Genomic DNA, 13,554 nt, shown 5'->3' with positions numbered 1-13,554 from the left:
GCGTGGGCCGGTCATGCGAGCCACCCGGCCTGCACCGCGATCGGGATCAGGGCGTTGCCCACCAGGACGGCGACGGCGGCGACCCCACCCACGACCGTCGCCGCGGCACGGCTCCGGACGCCCGTCACCCCGAGATCGCCCGCCGCCGTGCGGACGCCGTGCGCCACGTGTACCGCCAGCAGGACCATGGTGATCCCGTAGAACGCGGCCACCCACGGCCTGGCGAAGCTGGCCACGAGGTTCGAGTACGCCGAACCGGGGACGAAGGAGTCACTGGCGGCGGGCGGTGTGCCGGTGGTCATGTCCAGGACGTGGAAGACCACGAACAGCAGCATCACCACGCCGGTCAGCATCATGGATCGCGCGCCGAAGGAACCGGCGGTCAGACCGGTGCGACGACGACGAGGACCCGCCGACGCCCGGGACCGTCGCGCGAGCACCACCGAGCACCAGATGTGTGCCACCAGGCTCAGCACCAGCACCACCCGCAGGGCCCACAGCACCCCCTCGTGCGGCACCAGGGGATAGAGCAGCGTCCGCAGCCACTCGGCGTAACCGTCGAAACCGGACGCACCGCCGAACACCTTGAGGTTGCCGATCATGTGCACCACGACGAACGAGGTGAAGACCAGGCCCGTCACGGCCATGACCGTCTTCGCGGCCCAGGTGGGCAACACAGGGGTACGCCGGAGGTGAGGCCTCCGGGCCCTGACCGGGACGTGCGGGGCAGCGACCTCGGTCACGCGCGGACACCTCCTTACGGGAACGCGCGCCAGTCTAGGTCCGCCCACGCCGCCCGGGGCCGGGATGAGGACGGGGGTCGTCGTCCATACTGGGCACCGTGAACACCACCTGGATCATCATCGCCGTCGTCGCCGTCCTGTTGCTCGCCGTGCTCGCGCTGGTCGTGGGTCTGCAGCTCCGCAGGAAGCGACAGATCTCGCTGAGCAAGCCGGAGGAACGCAGGGAACTCACCCGTGAGGAACGCTCCGGCAACTATCAGGCGGGGACGGGTTTCTCGTTCACCGAGGCGGGCGGGACCGCCACCGCGGCACCCCCGAGGGAACCCCTGCCGCGCGAGACGTCCCGGCCGGTCGAGACACCCCGCCCCGTCGAGACACCCCCGCAGGTCGACACGCCCCGCCCCGTCGAGACACCCCGCCCCGTCGACACACCCCGCCCGGCCGACACGGTCGAGACCCCCCGGTCGGTCGAGACGCCGGTCGTGCCCGAGCCGGACACCGAACCCGGTCCGAGCGACGACACGGTCGTCGTGGAACCCGCGCCCGTCGAACCGGTGGTGGTACCGCCGGAGGTCCCGGACGAGGAGGTCCCGGTCCCCACGACCGAGCTGATCACCGGGGCCCCCTCCCCGGTCGCCCCCGTCGAGCGGATCGACCCGTCCGAGGGGCGCCTGGACCGCCTCCGCGGTCGGCTGGCGCGCTCCCAGGGCGCCGTGGGTCAGGGGCTGCTCGGGCTCCTGGGCGCAGGTGATCTCGACGAGGACGCGTGGGAGGAGATCGAGGACACGCTGATCATGGCGGACCTGGGCACCACGGTCACCCAGCGCGTCGTCGACCGCCTGCGTGAGGACATCGCGACCAGGCAGATCCGCACGGAGGCCGAGGTCCGGGGCCTGTTGCGGCAGGCCCTCGTGGACAACCTCCACCCCGAGTACGACCGCTCGCTTCGTGCGCTGCCGAACAACGGCACCCCCGCCGTGATCCTCGTCGTCGGGGTCAACGGCACCGGCAAGACCACCACCACCGGCAAACTCGCCCGCGTCCTGGTGGCGGACGGACGCCACATCCTGCTCGGTGCCGCCGACACCTTCCGCGCCGCGGCCGCCGACCAGCTCCAGACCTGGGCCGAACGGGTCGGAGCGGAGGTCGTGCGGGGCAAGGAGGGCGCGGACCCCGCGTCGGTGGCGTTCGACGCGGTCGCCCGGGGTGTCGAGACAGGGGTGGACGCGGTCCTGGTGGACACCGCCGGCCGCCTCCACACCAAGACCGGGCTCATGGACGAGCTCGGAAAGGTCAAGCGGGTCGTGGAGAAGAAGACCCCGGTCGACGAGGTGCTGCTGGTCATCGACGCGACGACGGGGCAGAACGGTCTCATGCAGGCGCGGGTGTTCAAGGAGGTCGTCGACATCACCGGCGTGGTGCTGACCAAGCTCGACGGCACCGCCAAGGGCGGCATCGTCTTCCAGGTCCAACACGAACTCGGGGTGCCGGTCAAGCTCGTCGGACTGGGCGAGGGAGCCGACGATCTGGCGCCGTTCACGGCGGATGCCTTCGTCGACGCCCTGCTCGGAACCTAGGACGCGCGGGTACACAGGACACACGATCGGAACCACAGGGCCGGCCACGTTACAGACCGGAAACACGACCGCGCATCGGCTGAAACAGCGGAAAGGAATTCTTCTGAACCGAGAGTGAGTGACAAACGCTCACCATGGAGACGAGGAGGACCTCACCGTGAGAGGTGACAGTGTCTTGTTGCTCGCCCAGGAGGCGACGACGGAGATCGATGCGGGAGACACGGCCTGGATGCTCATGGCGGCATCCCTGGTCCTGCTCATGACGCCCGCACTGGCGATGTTCTACGGCGGGATGTCCCGCCAGAAGTCAGTGCTCAACATGATGATGATGTCGTTCAGCGCGATGGGGGTCGTCGGGATCGTCTACGTGCTGTGGGGCTGGTCGATGTCCTACGGCGAGCAGGACGTGCTCGGTCTCTTCGCGAACCCCTTCGAGATGTTCGGTCTCGCCGGGGTGATCGGCGACGCCGACAACTGGGTGACGTCCGCATCGGGCGCCTACCCGCAGGTCGTCGACGTGGGCTTCCAGGTCACCTTCGCGATCATCACCGTCGCCCTCATCTCGGGAGCCATCGCCGAGCGCGTGAAGTTCGGTACCTGGCTGACCTTCGCCGCCGTGTGGGTCACGCTGGCCTACTTCCCCATGGCCCACATGGTCTGGGGCGGCGGGCTCCTCTCGCATTCGGAGAACAGCCTCGCCTCGATGATCTTCGGCACCGTCGACGACGGTGAGGGCGGTCTCACCGCGGCAGTGGCCCCGGTCGACTTCGCCGGTGGCACGGTCGTCCACATCAACGCCGGTATGGCGGCGCTGGTCCTCGTCCTGCTGATCGGCAAGCGTTACGACTTCGGCCGCACCGCGTTCCGGCCCCACAGCCTCCCGGTCGTCATGCTCGGCGCCGGTCTGCTGTGGTTCGGCTGGTTCGGCTTCAACGCCGGTTCGGCGTTCGGTGCCAACGGTGCCGCAGGCCTGGCCTGGATCAACACCACCGTCGCCACGGCCGCCGCGATGCTCGGCTGGCTCCTCACCGAGCGGATCAGGGACGGTCATCCGACCAGCCTCGGTGCGGCCTCGGGCGTCGTCGCCGGTCTGGTCGCCATCACCCCGGCCGCGGGGTCGGTCCACCCCCTCGGCGCGATCGCCCTCGGTGCCGTGTCCGGCGCCCTGTGTGCCCTCGCCGTGGGACTCAAGCACCGCTTCGGCTACGACGACTCGCTCGACGTCGTGGGCGTCCACCTCGTGGCGGGTCTCTGGGGCACCATCGCCATCGGCCTCCTGGCCACCGGCACCTTCGACACCGATGCCGGCGTGTTCTACTCGGCGGACGGGTGGAAGCTGCTCGTGGTCCAGATCGTGATCGCCGTGGCGGCGCTCGTCTTCACCGCCATCATGACCGCGATCGCCTACGTGATCTGCCGCCCGCTGGGATGGCGCATCAACGAGACGGACGAGCAGTCCGGTATCGACGGCGCCGAGCACGCGGAGTCCGCGTACGAGGCCTCCACCAACGCGCTCATCCGTTGAGCCGACATCTGCGAAAGGAACCCCTGACATGAAGCTCGTCACCGCGATCGTCAAGCCGTTCACGCTCGACGACGTCAAGGCAGCACTCGAACAGGCGGGAATCCACGGTCTCACCATCAGTGAGGTCCAGGGTTACGGCCGCCAGAAGGGTCACACCGAGGTCTATCGCGGTGCTGAGTACGCCGTGGACTTCGTCCCCAAGATCAGGGTCGAGGTGGTCGTCGACGACGAGACCGCCGACACGGTCGTCCAGCTGGTCGTGGATGCCGCGCGAACCGGGAAGATCGGCGACGGCAAGGTCTGGGTGACCCACGTCGAGAGCATCGTCCGGGTCCGCACGGGCGAGGCGGGCGACGCCGCGATCTGATCGACGACACCACGAGGCGCGGTCGACCCCGGACCCGGGGTCGACCGCGTTTCTCAGTCATTCCCCCTGCCTCACCGTCGATCTCGGTGGGGGTGCACAGGCGTTCACAGAAGCGAAACACCGTGGCCGCCACGAGGTGACACGGGGCCGACAGTCTGGAGACACACTCATGAGGGAAAGAGGGACGACGTGAGCCTGACGGGGGACGGTGAGCGGGCCATGGCGCTGCGGGACGGACGCGAGCAGATCCTCTCGGCCGCGACGGCCGACCTCCCCGCGGCGCACCTGCGGGACGCACTGTGCGAGTTGTACGAGATGGAACTCGGACGGCTCGCGGAGGAGGCCGGGATCGGACCGGGGTCCGGGTTCGCCCTCGTGGCCTTCGGCGGGCTCGGCCGGCGCGAGGTGCTCCCGTACTCCGACCTCGACCTGGTGCTGGTGCACGAGCGACGACCCGACCGCGACGTCGGTGAACTCGCCGACGCCATGTGGTACCCCCTGTGGGACTCGGGCGTGGGCCTGGATCACAGTGTCCGGACCGTGGACCAGTGTCTCGCGGTGGCGGCTGCGGACGTCTCGGTGGGATTGAGTCTGCTGGACGCCCGGGTGATCGCCGGGGACGCGGACCTGGGCGCGCTCGTGGTCGACGGCGCCCGGCGCCAGTGGCGTGACCAGATCGCCTCCCGGTTCGACGATCTCGTGGCCGCCGCCGTGGCCCGGCGTCAGCGGTCCGGCGTGATCGCGCACCGGAGTGAACCCGATCTCAAGAACGGCGTGGGCGGCCTGCGGGATTCACAGTTGGTCACCGCGCTCGCGGTCGCACACCTCAGTGACGGGCGCCCGGTCGTCCCCGGAGGGCTGACGGCCGCGCACCGGCTCGTGCTCGACGCGCGGACGGAGCTCCACCGGGTGAGCGGGCGGCCCCGGGAGGTACTGCACGCCGAGTACGGGGACGAGGTCGGGCTGGCGCTCGGGCTGGGCGATCGCTTCGACCTCGCCCGTGCGCTCAGTGACGCCTCCCGGACCATCGCGTTCACCGCGGATCAGGCCATCCGGGGCTCGTGCGCGTCGCTGTCCTCCCGCGGTCTGACCGGGCTGCTGCGCAGATCGCCGGTCCGCAGACCACTCGACGACGGCGTGGTGGAGCACGCCGGTGAGGTGGCACTCGCGAGGAACGCCCGTGTCACCGAGGACCCGTGGCTCCCACTACGGGTGGCGGCGGCGGCGGCCCGGTTCGGGCTCCCCGTGGCCGGTTCGACGCTCGGGGTACTGGTGGAGCGTTCGCCGGTCCCCGAGGGTCGGTGGCCCGCCGAGGCGCTCTCGGACCTCCTCGTCCTGCTGGGCTCCGGTGAGGGCCAGGTGCCGGTCGTCGAGGCGTTGGATCGGAGCGGGTTGTGGGAGCGGATGATCCCCGAGTGGTCAGAGGTGAGGGATCTGCCCGCCAGGGACCGGGCTCACGTCTACACCGTCGATCGTCACCTGGTCCAGACCGCGGTGGAGGCCTCCCGGCTGACCACCTCGGTCGCGCGCGCAGATCTGCTCCTGCTGTCTGCGCTGCTGCACGACCTCGGCAAGAGTCGCGAGGGCGACCACAGCGAGACGGGCGCCGAGATGGTCGGCCCCATCGTGCGACGGATGGGGCTCGATCCCGACGACGTCGACACCCTGGTCCGGATCGTCCGGCACCACCTGCTGCTGGCCGTGACCGCGACCAGGCGTGACCCCTCGGACCCGGCGACGGCCGACTCCGTGCTGGCCACGCTCGACCGGGACGCGACCGCCTTCGACGTGCTCGCCACGCTCACCGAGGCCGATTCGCTGGCCACAGGGCCGACGGTCTGGACCCCGGGCAGGGCCAGGGCACACGCGATGCTGGTCGATGCGTGCCGGGACCGGATGGGGTCGCAACCTGGCGCGGTGGAGGCGCCGACCGTCGACGCCACCCGGCCGCACGGCCCCCCCGACGTCGTGGTGGACCTGCGCCCCGCCGGGACGGGGACCAATCACGAGATCACCCTCGTGGTCCCGGGCTCGGGCAAGTCCCTCGCGGTGACGGCCGAGGTCCTCGCCGCGCACCGGCTGGAGATCGTCGACGCGGAGATCGACCTGCGCCCACCCGGTGGGGTACGCGCGAGGATGACGGTGTCCACCCGTTTCGGCGACCCCGTCGACCCGAAGGTCCTCCGCCAGGACCTGCGCCGGGCGGTAGACTCCGGGGTGTCGGCCTCGCTGAGGGCCGCGCTCGCACGCAACGCCTCCCGCCTGATCGGACCGCCCCAGGCCAGGTCCTCGGTCCTGGTCAATCGACGGACGGATGCCGACGGCATCCTGCTCGAGGTGCGGGCCGAGGACAGACCGGGGTTGTTCGCCAAGGTCATCGCGTCGATCCTGGGCAAGGGGGCGAGGATCGACTGGGTCGTGGTGCGGACCCGCGGCGCCGCGGTCGAGGACGTCTTCGCACTGTCCGGCCCCGGAGCGGTGCTCAGCACGGCCACGGAGGTGGAGTCGCTGCTTCCCCGGCGCGATCCCGCCACGCCCGGCGTGGGGCGTGCCGATACCCTGTGAGCAGTCGTCGTCGACGACGCCGGGGCCACCACGCCCCCGGCCCGCGACCCAGGGAGCTGTAGCCGTGTTCGATTCCTTGTCCGATCGCCTGGCAGGTGCGCTCAAGGACCTGCGCGGGAAGGGGCGGCTCAGCGACGCCGACATCGACGCGACGGCGCGCGAGATCCGCCTGGCGCTGCTCGAGGCGGACGTCGCCCTTCCCGTCGTGCGCACGTTCATCTCGCGCGTCAAGGAACGGGCCAAGGGATCCGAGGTGTCCGAGGCCCTCAACCCCGCGCAGCAGGTCGTCAAGATCGTCGACGCCGAACTCACCGCGATCCTGGGTGGCCAGGCGCGGCGCATCGAGTTCGCCAAGCAACCCCCGACGGTGATCATGCTCGCCGGTCTGCAGGGTGCGGGTAAGACCACTCTGGCGGGAAAGCTCGCGTACTGGCTCAAGGGCCAGGGTCACACCCCGCTCCTCGTCGCGTGCGACCTGCAGCGGCCGGGTGCGGTCGACCAGCTCCGGATCGTCGGCGAGCGCGCCGGCGTGCAGGTCTTCGCACCCCATCCCGGCACGTCCGTCGGGGGAGACGGCGAGGTCGTCGGCGTGCAGGAGCCGGTGTCCGTGGCCCAGCGGGGCCTCGCGCACGCCCGTGCCAAGATGCACGACGTCGTGATCGTCGACACCGCCGGCCGGTTGGGTATCGACGAGGAGCTCATGGCCCAGGCCAGGGGCATCCGTGACGCGGTCCAGCCGGACGAGACCTTCTTCGTCCTCGACGCGATGATCGGCCAGGACGCGGTGATGACCGCGGAGGCCTTCCGCGAGGGGGTCGGCTTCACCGGCGTCGTCCTGACCAAGCTCGACGGCGACGCCCGTGGCGGCGCCGCGCTGAGCGTCCGTGAGCTCACCGGCACCCCGATCATGTTCGCCTCCGACGGCGAGAAGCTCGAGGACTTCGACGTCTTCCACCCCGACCGCATGTCGAGCCGGATCCTCGGCATGGGCGACGTGCTCTCGCTCATCGAGCAGGCCGAGACCGTCTTCGACGCCAAGGACGCGGAGAAGACCGCGGCCAAGATCGGCTCGGGGGAGCTCACGCTCGAGGACTTCCTCGACCAGATGCTGATGATCCGCAAGATGGGCCCCATCGGAAACCTGCTGGGAATGCTGCCCGGGGGCAAGGAGATGAAGGCGGCCGTCGGCGACATCGACGAGAAGTACCTGGACCGTATCCAGGCGATCATCCGGGGGATGACGCCGGAGGAGCGTGCCGATCCGAAGATCATCAACGGATCCCGCCGCCAGCGCATCGCCAAGGGTTCCGGTGTCACGGTCACCGACGTCAACCAGCTGGTGGACCGGTTCTTCGAGGCCCGCAAGATGATGAGCCGCATGGCGGGTCAGATGGGCATGCCCGGAGCCGGCCGGAAGAACCAGCGCAAGGGCAAGAAGGGCAAGGGCAAGGGCCGCGGGCCGACCCAGCCCAAGAACAGGGGAATGATGCCCGGTGGGATGCCGGGGATGCCTCCGGGGATGCCGGGGATGCCGGGGATGCCCCCCGGAGGGATGCCGGATCTGTCCCAGATGCCGCCCGGACTCGACAAGCTCCCCCCGGGACTCGAGGGCATCGATCTGAACGACCTGAAGTTCCCCAAGCGCTGACCCGGTCGGCCGCGCGGGCACCGATTGGTACCAGCGGTGGCGGGGCGTTTAGACTGGTGCGCTGGACGCCGTCACCGGTGGGTCCCGTCGTGCTGGTCGCGAACGGGTGCCCGCGCCGAACGGCGGTCACCCGGAAGGCGAAACCGGGCCCCGCAACAGGTGCGGGAGTCGCTGAATCGCCACGTGACCCGCAAGAGAAAGCGAGACGCCACATGGCCGTCAAGATCAAGCTCACCCGCCTCGGCAAGATCCGTAACCCGCAGTACCGGGTGGTCGTGGCCGACGCCCGCACCCGCCGCGACGGACGCGCCATCGAGACGATCGGGCTCTACCGCCCCAAGGAGGAGCCGAGCTTCATCCAGATCGACTCCGAGCGTGCGCAGTACTGGCTCGGCGTGGGCGCCCTGCCCACCGAGGCCGTCGAGGCGCTCCTCAAGATCACCGGCGACTGGCAGAAGTTCAAGGGCCTCGAGGGCACCGAGGGCACCCTCCGGGTCGCCGAGCCCAAGCCCAGCAAGCTGGAGCTGTTCAACAAGGCGCTCGAGGAGGCCCAGGGCGAGCCGTCCGCCGAGGCCATCACCACCAAGCGCAAGGCCGAGAAGGCCAAGAAGGCCGAAGAGGCGAAGAAGGCCGAGGACGACGCGAAGAAGGCCGCCGCCGAGGCCTCCGAGGCCGAGTCCGCCGAGGCCGGGTCGCCCGACGCCGAGAACGCCGAGGCCTGAGTCCGATGAGTGACATGGTCGTCGACGCCGTCGACCATCTCGTCCGCGGCATCGTGTCGGATCCCGACGCGGTGTCCGTCAGGTCGAGCGGCGGTCGGCGCGGCACGGTGATCCGCGTGACCGTGTCGCCCGAGGACCTCGGACGCGTCATCGGCCGCGGCGGCCGTACCGCCTCCGCGATCCGGACGATCGTCTCCGCCGTCGGCGGGCCGGACGTGCGGGTCGACGTGGTCGACACCGACCGCTAGTCCCACTCGGAACCCACCCGCACCGGAAGGACACCATGGAACTCGTCGTGGGCCGCGTCGTCAAATCCCACGGAGTCCGCGGTGAGCTGGTGGTGGATGTGCGGACCGACTCGCCCCGTGACCGTTTCGCGGTGGGCGAGCGCCTGCTGGGCCGCACCGGCAAGGGGAACAACGTCACGGACCGAGAGGTCACCGTAGAAGCCGCCCGGGATCATTCCGGGCGGCTTCTCGTGCGCCTGGAGGGCGTCTCGGACCGCAACTCCGCCGACGAGTTGCGCGGGATGCTCCTGCTCGTGGACTCCGAGGCGTTGCCGGAGACCGGGGATCCGGACGAGTTCCATGACCACCAACTGGTGGGCCTGCGGGCCCTCGACACCGGTGGGGCAGAACTCGGTGAGGTCACCGAGGTCGTCCACACGCCGGGTGGGGAACTGCTCGCGGTGCGCCTCGCGAACGGTGCGGACGCGCTCGTGCCGTTCGTCACCCGGATCGTGCCCGAGGTGGACCTGGGTTCCGGTACGTGCGTCATCGACCCACCGGAGGGACTACTCGATCTGGGGACCTCGTGACGGGGACCGACGACACGGTTCCCGCTCCGCGACTCCGGCTCGACGTCGTCACCGCGTTCCCGGACTATCTCGCCCCGCTCCGTCTGGCGCTGCCCGGGCGGGCCATCGATCGCGGAATCCTGGATCTCGAGGTCCACGACCTCCGTGCGTGGGCCCACGACGTGCACCGGTCCGTCGACGACACCCCGTTCGGTGGGGGCCCCGGCATGGTCATGAGGCCGACGGTCTGGGGTGAGGCTCTCGACGAGCTGGTACCCCCGCCCGCGGACGACTCCGCAGAACGGTCTCTCCTCATCGTGCCCACTCCCGCCGGCCGGCCCTTCACCCAGGACGACGCCCACCGGTACGCCCGTCGCGGTCACCTGCTCTTCGCCTGCGGCAGATACGAGGGGATCGACCAGCGGGTGATCGACGAGGCCTCCACACGGATGGACGTGGAAGAGGTGAGCATCGGCGACTACGTGCTCATCGGGGGAGAGGTGGCGGTCCTGGTGATGGCGGAGGCCGTCGTCAGGCTCCTGCCGGGAGTCCTGGGCAACCAGCGCAGCCATGAGGAGGACTCCTTCTCCGACGGGCTACTCGAGGGGCCGAGCTACACCCGACCCGAGGAGTGGCGGGGACGGCCGGTTCCCGCGGTGCTCAGGAGCGGCGACCACGCGAAGATCGCGCGGTGGCGGCGAGACGAGTCACTGCGACGCACCGCGCAGCGCCGACCTGAGCTGCTCGACGGCGCAGATCTCCGTCCGGCGGACCTGGAGACGCTCGCCTCCGTCGGCTGGACGCCCCGCGCGGGCTGATTTGGGGCGGGCGGGCCGGGAATGGCACACTAGCGAGGTTGATCATCCGGGCGCATCCGTGCGTCCGCGAACGGTCGCGCTGATCCGGGCACGAACCGGTCGTCCCGCCGGGAGGCGGGCGCCAGGGTCCTCTGTCCTCAATTCCTGACATCCGAGGAACACAATGAACACTCTCGACTTCATCGACAACAAGTCTCTCCGCGACGACATTCCGGCGTTCCGCCCCGGCGACACGCTCGACGTGCACGTCAAGGTCATCGAGGGCTCCAAGGAGCGCGTCCAGGTCTTCAAGGGTGTCGTGATCCGCCGCCAGGGCGGTGGCGTCCGGGAGACCTTCACCGTCCGCAAGGTCTCCTTCGGCGTCGGCGTCGAGCGCACCTTCCCGGTGCACTCGCCCACCATCGACCACATCGACGTCCTGACCCGCGGAGACGTCCGTCGCGCCAAGCTGTACTACCTCCGCAACCTCCGCGGCAAGGCCGCGAAGATCAAGGAGAAGCGCTGAGCGCGTAGAGCGGGTCGGACTCGGCCGCCGTGTGCGGTGGCCGATCGACTACGCTCGTCCGGGTGAGCAGCACCGAATCACCTGGACAGAACCCCTCCGAGCCGGGCCCCCGAGAAGACGGGGACCCGGCTCGAGGCGTGGGTGGAGGCCGACGCGACGCGCGGACCACCGAGAAGAAGGGCCAGCCCTGGTACATCGAGATCCCCCTGCTGGTGGTGATCGCCCTGGTGCTGGTGTTCGTCTTCCAGACCTTCGTCGGGCGGGTCTACCAGATCCCGTCGGAGTCGATGGAGCCCACGCTGCACGGGTGTGCCGGCTGCACGGGTGACCGGATCTTCGTGGACAAGATCTCGTACCGGTTCGGCGATCCGCAGCCCGGGGACGTCGTGGTGTTCGAGGGGCCGGATTCCTGGAACCAGGGATACCAGTCCATCCGTTCGGACAACCCGGTGATACGGACCCTGCAGGACATCGGAGGGGTCATCGGCATCGTCCCGCCCGACCAGAACGACATGGTCAAGCGCGTGGTCGCCGTGGGCGGACAGACCGTGGGCGGGTGCTCTCCGGACGGCGGCCTCCTCGTGGACGGGGAGCCCCTGGACGAGCCCTACCTCAACGCGGAGCCCGCACTCGAACGCAACCCACTCAACTGCGCGTTCGGCCCGGTCACCGTTCCGGAGGGCAACTACTGGGTGATGGGTGACAACCGGGGCAATTCCGCCGACTCCCGCTACCACATGGGCGACGAGTTCCAGGGCACCGTCCCCGGGGGGAACATCATCGGCAAGGTGCAGGCCATCATCCTCCCGTTCAACCGGATCGGGTCCGTCCCCTCGCCGGACATCAACGCGGGGTGAGCCCGGTCCGACCGGGCCGGGTCAGGGTGACCCGGCGTGACGGACGGCTGGCACTCGAGGCGGCCCTGGGACGGCGCGGCCTCGGCCCGGTCGCCGGGGTCGACGAAGCCGGGCGCGGATCGTGCGCGGGTCCGCTGGTGGTGGCGGCATGCGTGCTGGGGGACCGGCTCGCCCCCGACCTCGCCGACCTCGACGACTCCAAGAAGTTGTCCCCGCCCACCCGGGAACGGCTCCACGACGCCGTGCTGCGGAGGGCGACCGCCGTGTCCGTGGTGGTGATCGAGTCCGATCGGATCGACGAGCGGGGTGTGCACCGGTGCAACCTCGAGGGGATGCGTCGTGCGGTGGCCGCTCTCGACCCGGCACCGGGCTTCGTCCTCACCGACGGGTTCGCCGTGGACGGGCTCGGATGCCAGTCCACGGCGGTGATCGGGGGCGACGCGGTCGTCGCATCCATCGCCGCCGCGAGTGTCCTCGCAAAGGTCACCCGCGATCGGATTATGGTGGACCTCGACCCGAGGTACCCGGGCTACGGGTTCGCCGCCCACAAGGGGTACAGCACCGCGGGTCACGCCAGGGCGATCGAGCAGCTCGGTCCCAGCGACATCCACCGGATGTCGTACGCCAACGTCCGTCGCGCCGCCCAGGCGCATTCGAGGAGCAGCACTAGATGAGCGCCGAGGATCTGGAGAACTACGAGACCGAGATGGAGCTCTCGCTGTACCGCGAGTACCGCGACATCGTCGGTCAGTTCACCTACGTCGTCGAGACGGAGCGGCGCTTCTATCTCGCGAACGCGGTCGAACTGATCCCGAGGTCCGCGGACGGTGAGGTCTACTTCGACGTCCGGATGTCGGACGCCTGGGTGTGGGACATGTACCGGCCTGCCCGTTTCGTGAAGTACGTGCGGGTCCTGACCTTCAAGGACGTCAACATCGAGGAGCTCGACAAGCCCGAACTCCGCCTCCCGGAGTAGTACCCGGCGGCTGGTCCTCCACAGCCTCCGGCGCCTCCACAGGGTGCTCCCGGCCCGATCCGCGTCCAGCGGATCGGGCCGGTGTCGTGGTGCAGGGTGAGCCGCGGTGGCCCGGACGGACCGGGCCGCCGGGGAGGGGCTCGGGATGGCGGGGGACAGGGCGGGATCGCCCACCGGCACGCACGGGGGTGACGGTCGCCGACGGACCGGGGCGATCGGGGAGGCGCATGCGGCGGGGTTGATCGAGGCGCGTGGGGGCGCGGTGATCAGCCGGAACTGGCGGAGCCGGACGGGGGAGCTCGACCTGGTCGCCCTGGACGCCGCGGGCCGGTTGCGGTTCGTCGAGGTCCGCACGCGGACCGGCACCGGGTTCGGGACGTCGGCCGAATCGGTGACCGCGGTCAAGCGGCGCCGTCTGCGCACGCTGGCACGGGAGTGGCTGGCGGCCAACCCGG

15 protein-coding genes are annotated in these 13,554 nt (G+C 70.2%); 14 read left to right on the top strand and 1 reads right to left on the bottom strand.

What is annotated here, in order from left to right; all coding sequences use genetic code 11:
• Positions 1 to 11: 11 nt before the first annotated feature.
• Entirely contained in the window at positions 12 to 743 is a 732-nt protein-coding gene (locus G6022_RS10230; protein WP_182691497.1) for a succinate dehydrogenase cytochrome b subunit, read from the bottom strand.
• Between the two features lie 98 nt (positions 744 to 841).
• Between G6022_RS10230 and ftsY the strand changes: the two genes are divergently transcribed.
• The 14 genes from ftsY to G6022_RS10160 form a co-directional block, all read left to right on the top strand.
• Positions 842 to 2,320, top strand: a complete 1,479-nt coding sequence (gene ftsY / locus G6022_RS10225; RefSeq protein WP_182639172.1) for a signal recognition particle-docking protein FtsY — start codon at positions 842 to 844, stop codon at positions 2,318 to 2,320.
• Positions 2,321 to 2,477: 157 nt separating this feature from the next.
• On the top strand, positions 2,478 to 3,845 hold the full coding sequence (locus G6022_RS10220) for an ammonium transporter (RefSeq protein WP_347237810.1): 1,368 nt from the start codon (positions 2,478 to 2,480) through the stop codon (positions 3,843 to 3,845).
• Positions 3,846 to 3,873: 28 nt separating this feature from the next.
• Complete coding sequence (locus G6022_RS10215) at positions 3,874 to 4,212, top strand: P-II family nitrogen regulator (RefSeq protein WP_095716792.1); 339 nt, start codon at positions 3,874 to 3,876, stop codon at positions 4,210 to 4,212.
• A gap of 189 nt (positions 4,213 to 4,401) precedes the next feature.
• Positions 4,402 to 6,777 (top strand): [protein-PII] uridylyltransferase, encoded by a 2,376-nt coding sequence (locus G6022_RS10210; protein WP_182639171.1) that lies wholly within the window; start codon positions 4,402 to 4,404, stop codon positions 6,775 to 6,777.
• A gap of 64 nt (positions 6,778 to 6,841) precedes the next feature.
• Positions 6,842 to 8,425: a signal recognition particle protein gene (ffh, locus tag G6022_RS10205; protein ID WP_182639170.1), complete on the top strand. Its 1,584-nt coding sequence runs from the start codon at positions 6,842 to 6,844 to the stop codon at positions 8,423 to 8,425.
• A gap of 212 nt (positions 8,426 to 8,637) precedes the next feature.
• Positions 8,638 to 9,147 carry a 30S ribosomal protein S16 gene (gene rpsP, locus G6022_RS10200; protein ID WP_182639169.1) on the top strand — a complete coding sequence of 170 codons (510 nt, stop codon included), beginning with the start codon at positions 8,638 to 8,640 and terminating at the stop codon, positions 9,145 to 9,147.
• Between the two features lie 5 nt (positions 9,148 to 9,152).
• Positions 9,153 to 9,395, top strand: a complete 243-nt coding sequence (locus G6022_RS10195; protein WP_179525471.1) for an RNA-binding protein — start codon at positions 9,153 to 9,155, stop codon at positions 9,393 to 9,395.
• Positions 9,396 to 9,430: 35 nt separating this feature from the next.
• Positions 9,431 to 9,964: a ribosome maturation factor RimM gene (gene rimM, locus G6022_RS10190; protein ID WP_182639168.1), complete on the top strand. Its 534-nt coding sequence runs from the start codon at positions 9,431 to 9,433 to the stop codon at positions 9,962 to 9,964.
• Positions 9,961 to 10,761, top strand: coding sequence for a tRNA (guanosine(37)-N1)-methyltransferase TrmD (trmD, locus tag G6022_RS10185; RefSeq protein WP_179525469.1), 801 nt, complete (start codon positions 9,961 to 9,963; stop codon positions 10,759 to 10,761). Before rimM ends, trmD begins: the two co-directional genes overlap by 4 nt.
• A gap of 163 nt (positions 10,762 to 10,924) precedes the next feature.
• Positions 10,925 to 11,266: a 50S ribosomal protein L19 gene (rplS, locus tag G6022_RS10180; protein WP_017836979.1), complete on the top strand. Its 342-nt coding sequence runs from the start codon at positions 10,925 to 10,927 to the stop codon at positions 11,264 to 11,266.
• 137 nt (positions 11,267 to 11,403) lie between these two features.
• Positions 11,404 to 12,123: a signal peptidase I gene (gene lepB / locus G6022_RS10175; protein ID WP_347237811.1), complete on the top strand. Its 720-nt coding sequence runs from the start codon at positions 11,404 to 11,406 to the stop codon at positions 12,121 to 12,123.
• A complete protein-coding gene (locus G6022_RS10170) occupies positions 12,120 to 12,797 on the top strand; it encodes a ribonuclease HII (protein ID WP_182639167.1) in 678 nt (225 codons plus the stop codon). Before lepB ends, G6022_RS10170 begins: the two co-directional genes overlap by 4 nt.
• Entirely contained in the window at positions 12,794 to 13,099 is a 306-nt protein-coding gene (locus G6022_RS10165; protein WP_007632861.1) for a DUF2469 domain-containing protein, read from the top strand. Before G6022_RS10170 ends, G6022_RS10165 begins: the two co-directional genes overlap by 4 nt.
• 106 nt (positions 13,100 to 13,205) lie before the next feature.
• Positions 13,206 to 13,554 (top strand): YraN family protein (locus G6022_RS10160; protein WP_182691495.1); only part of this gene is annotated, 349 nt, incomplete at its 3' end.

Source organism: Dietzia sp. Cai40 (genome assembly GCF_014145165.1).
GTDB lineage: Bacteria > Actinomycetota > Actinomycetes > Mycobacteriales > Mycobacteriaceae > Dietzia > Dietzia natronolimnaea.
This window is presented reverse-complemented; position numbering and strand designations above follow the sequence as displayed.

What these genes read in the sequence shown, in the direction of transcription:
- G6022_RS10165 (WP_007632861.1), top strand. Translation starts at nt 12,794, where the DNA reads ATGAGCGCCGAGGATCTGGAGAACTACGAGACCGAGATGGAGCTCTCG.
- rplS (WP_017836979.1), top strand. Translation starts at nt 10,925, where the DNA reads ATGAACACTCTCGACTTCATCGACAACAAGTCTCTCCGCGACGACATT.
- rpsP (WP_182639169.1), top strand. Translation starts at nt 8,638, where the DNA reads ATGGCCGTCAAGATCAAGCTCACCCGCCTCGGCAAGATCCGTAACCCG.
- rimM (WP_182639168.1), top strand. Translation starts at nt 9,431, where the DNA reads ATGGAACTCGTCGTGGGCCGCGTCGTCAAATCCCACGGAGTCCGCGGT.
- G6022_RS10195 (WP_179525471.1), top strand. Translation starts at nt 9,153, where the DNA reads ATGAGTGACATGGTCGTCGACGCCGTCGACCATCTCGTCCGCGGCATC.
- G6022_RS10215 (WP_095716792.1), top strand. Translation starts at nt 3,874, where the DNA reads ATGAAGCTCGTCACCGCGATCGTCAAGCCGTTCACGCTCGACGACGTC.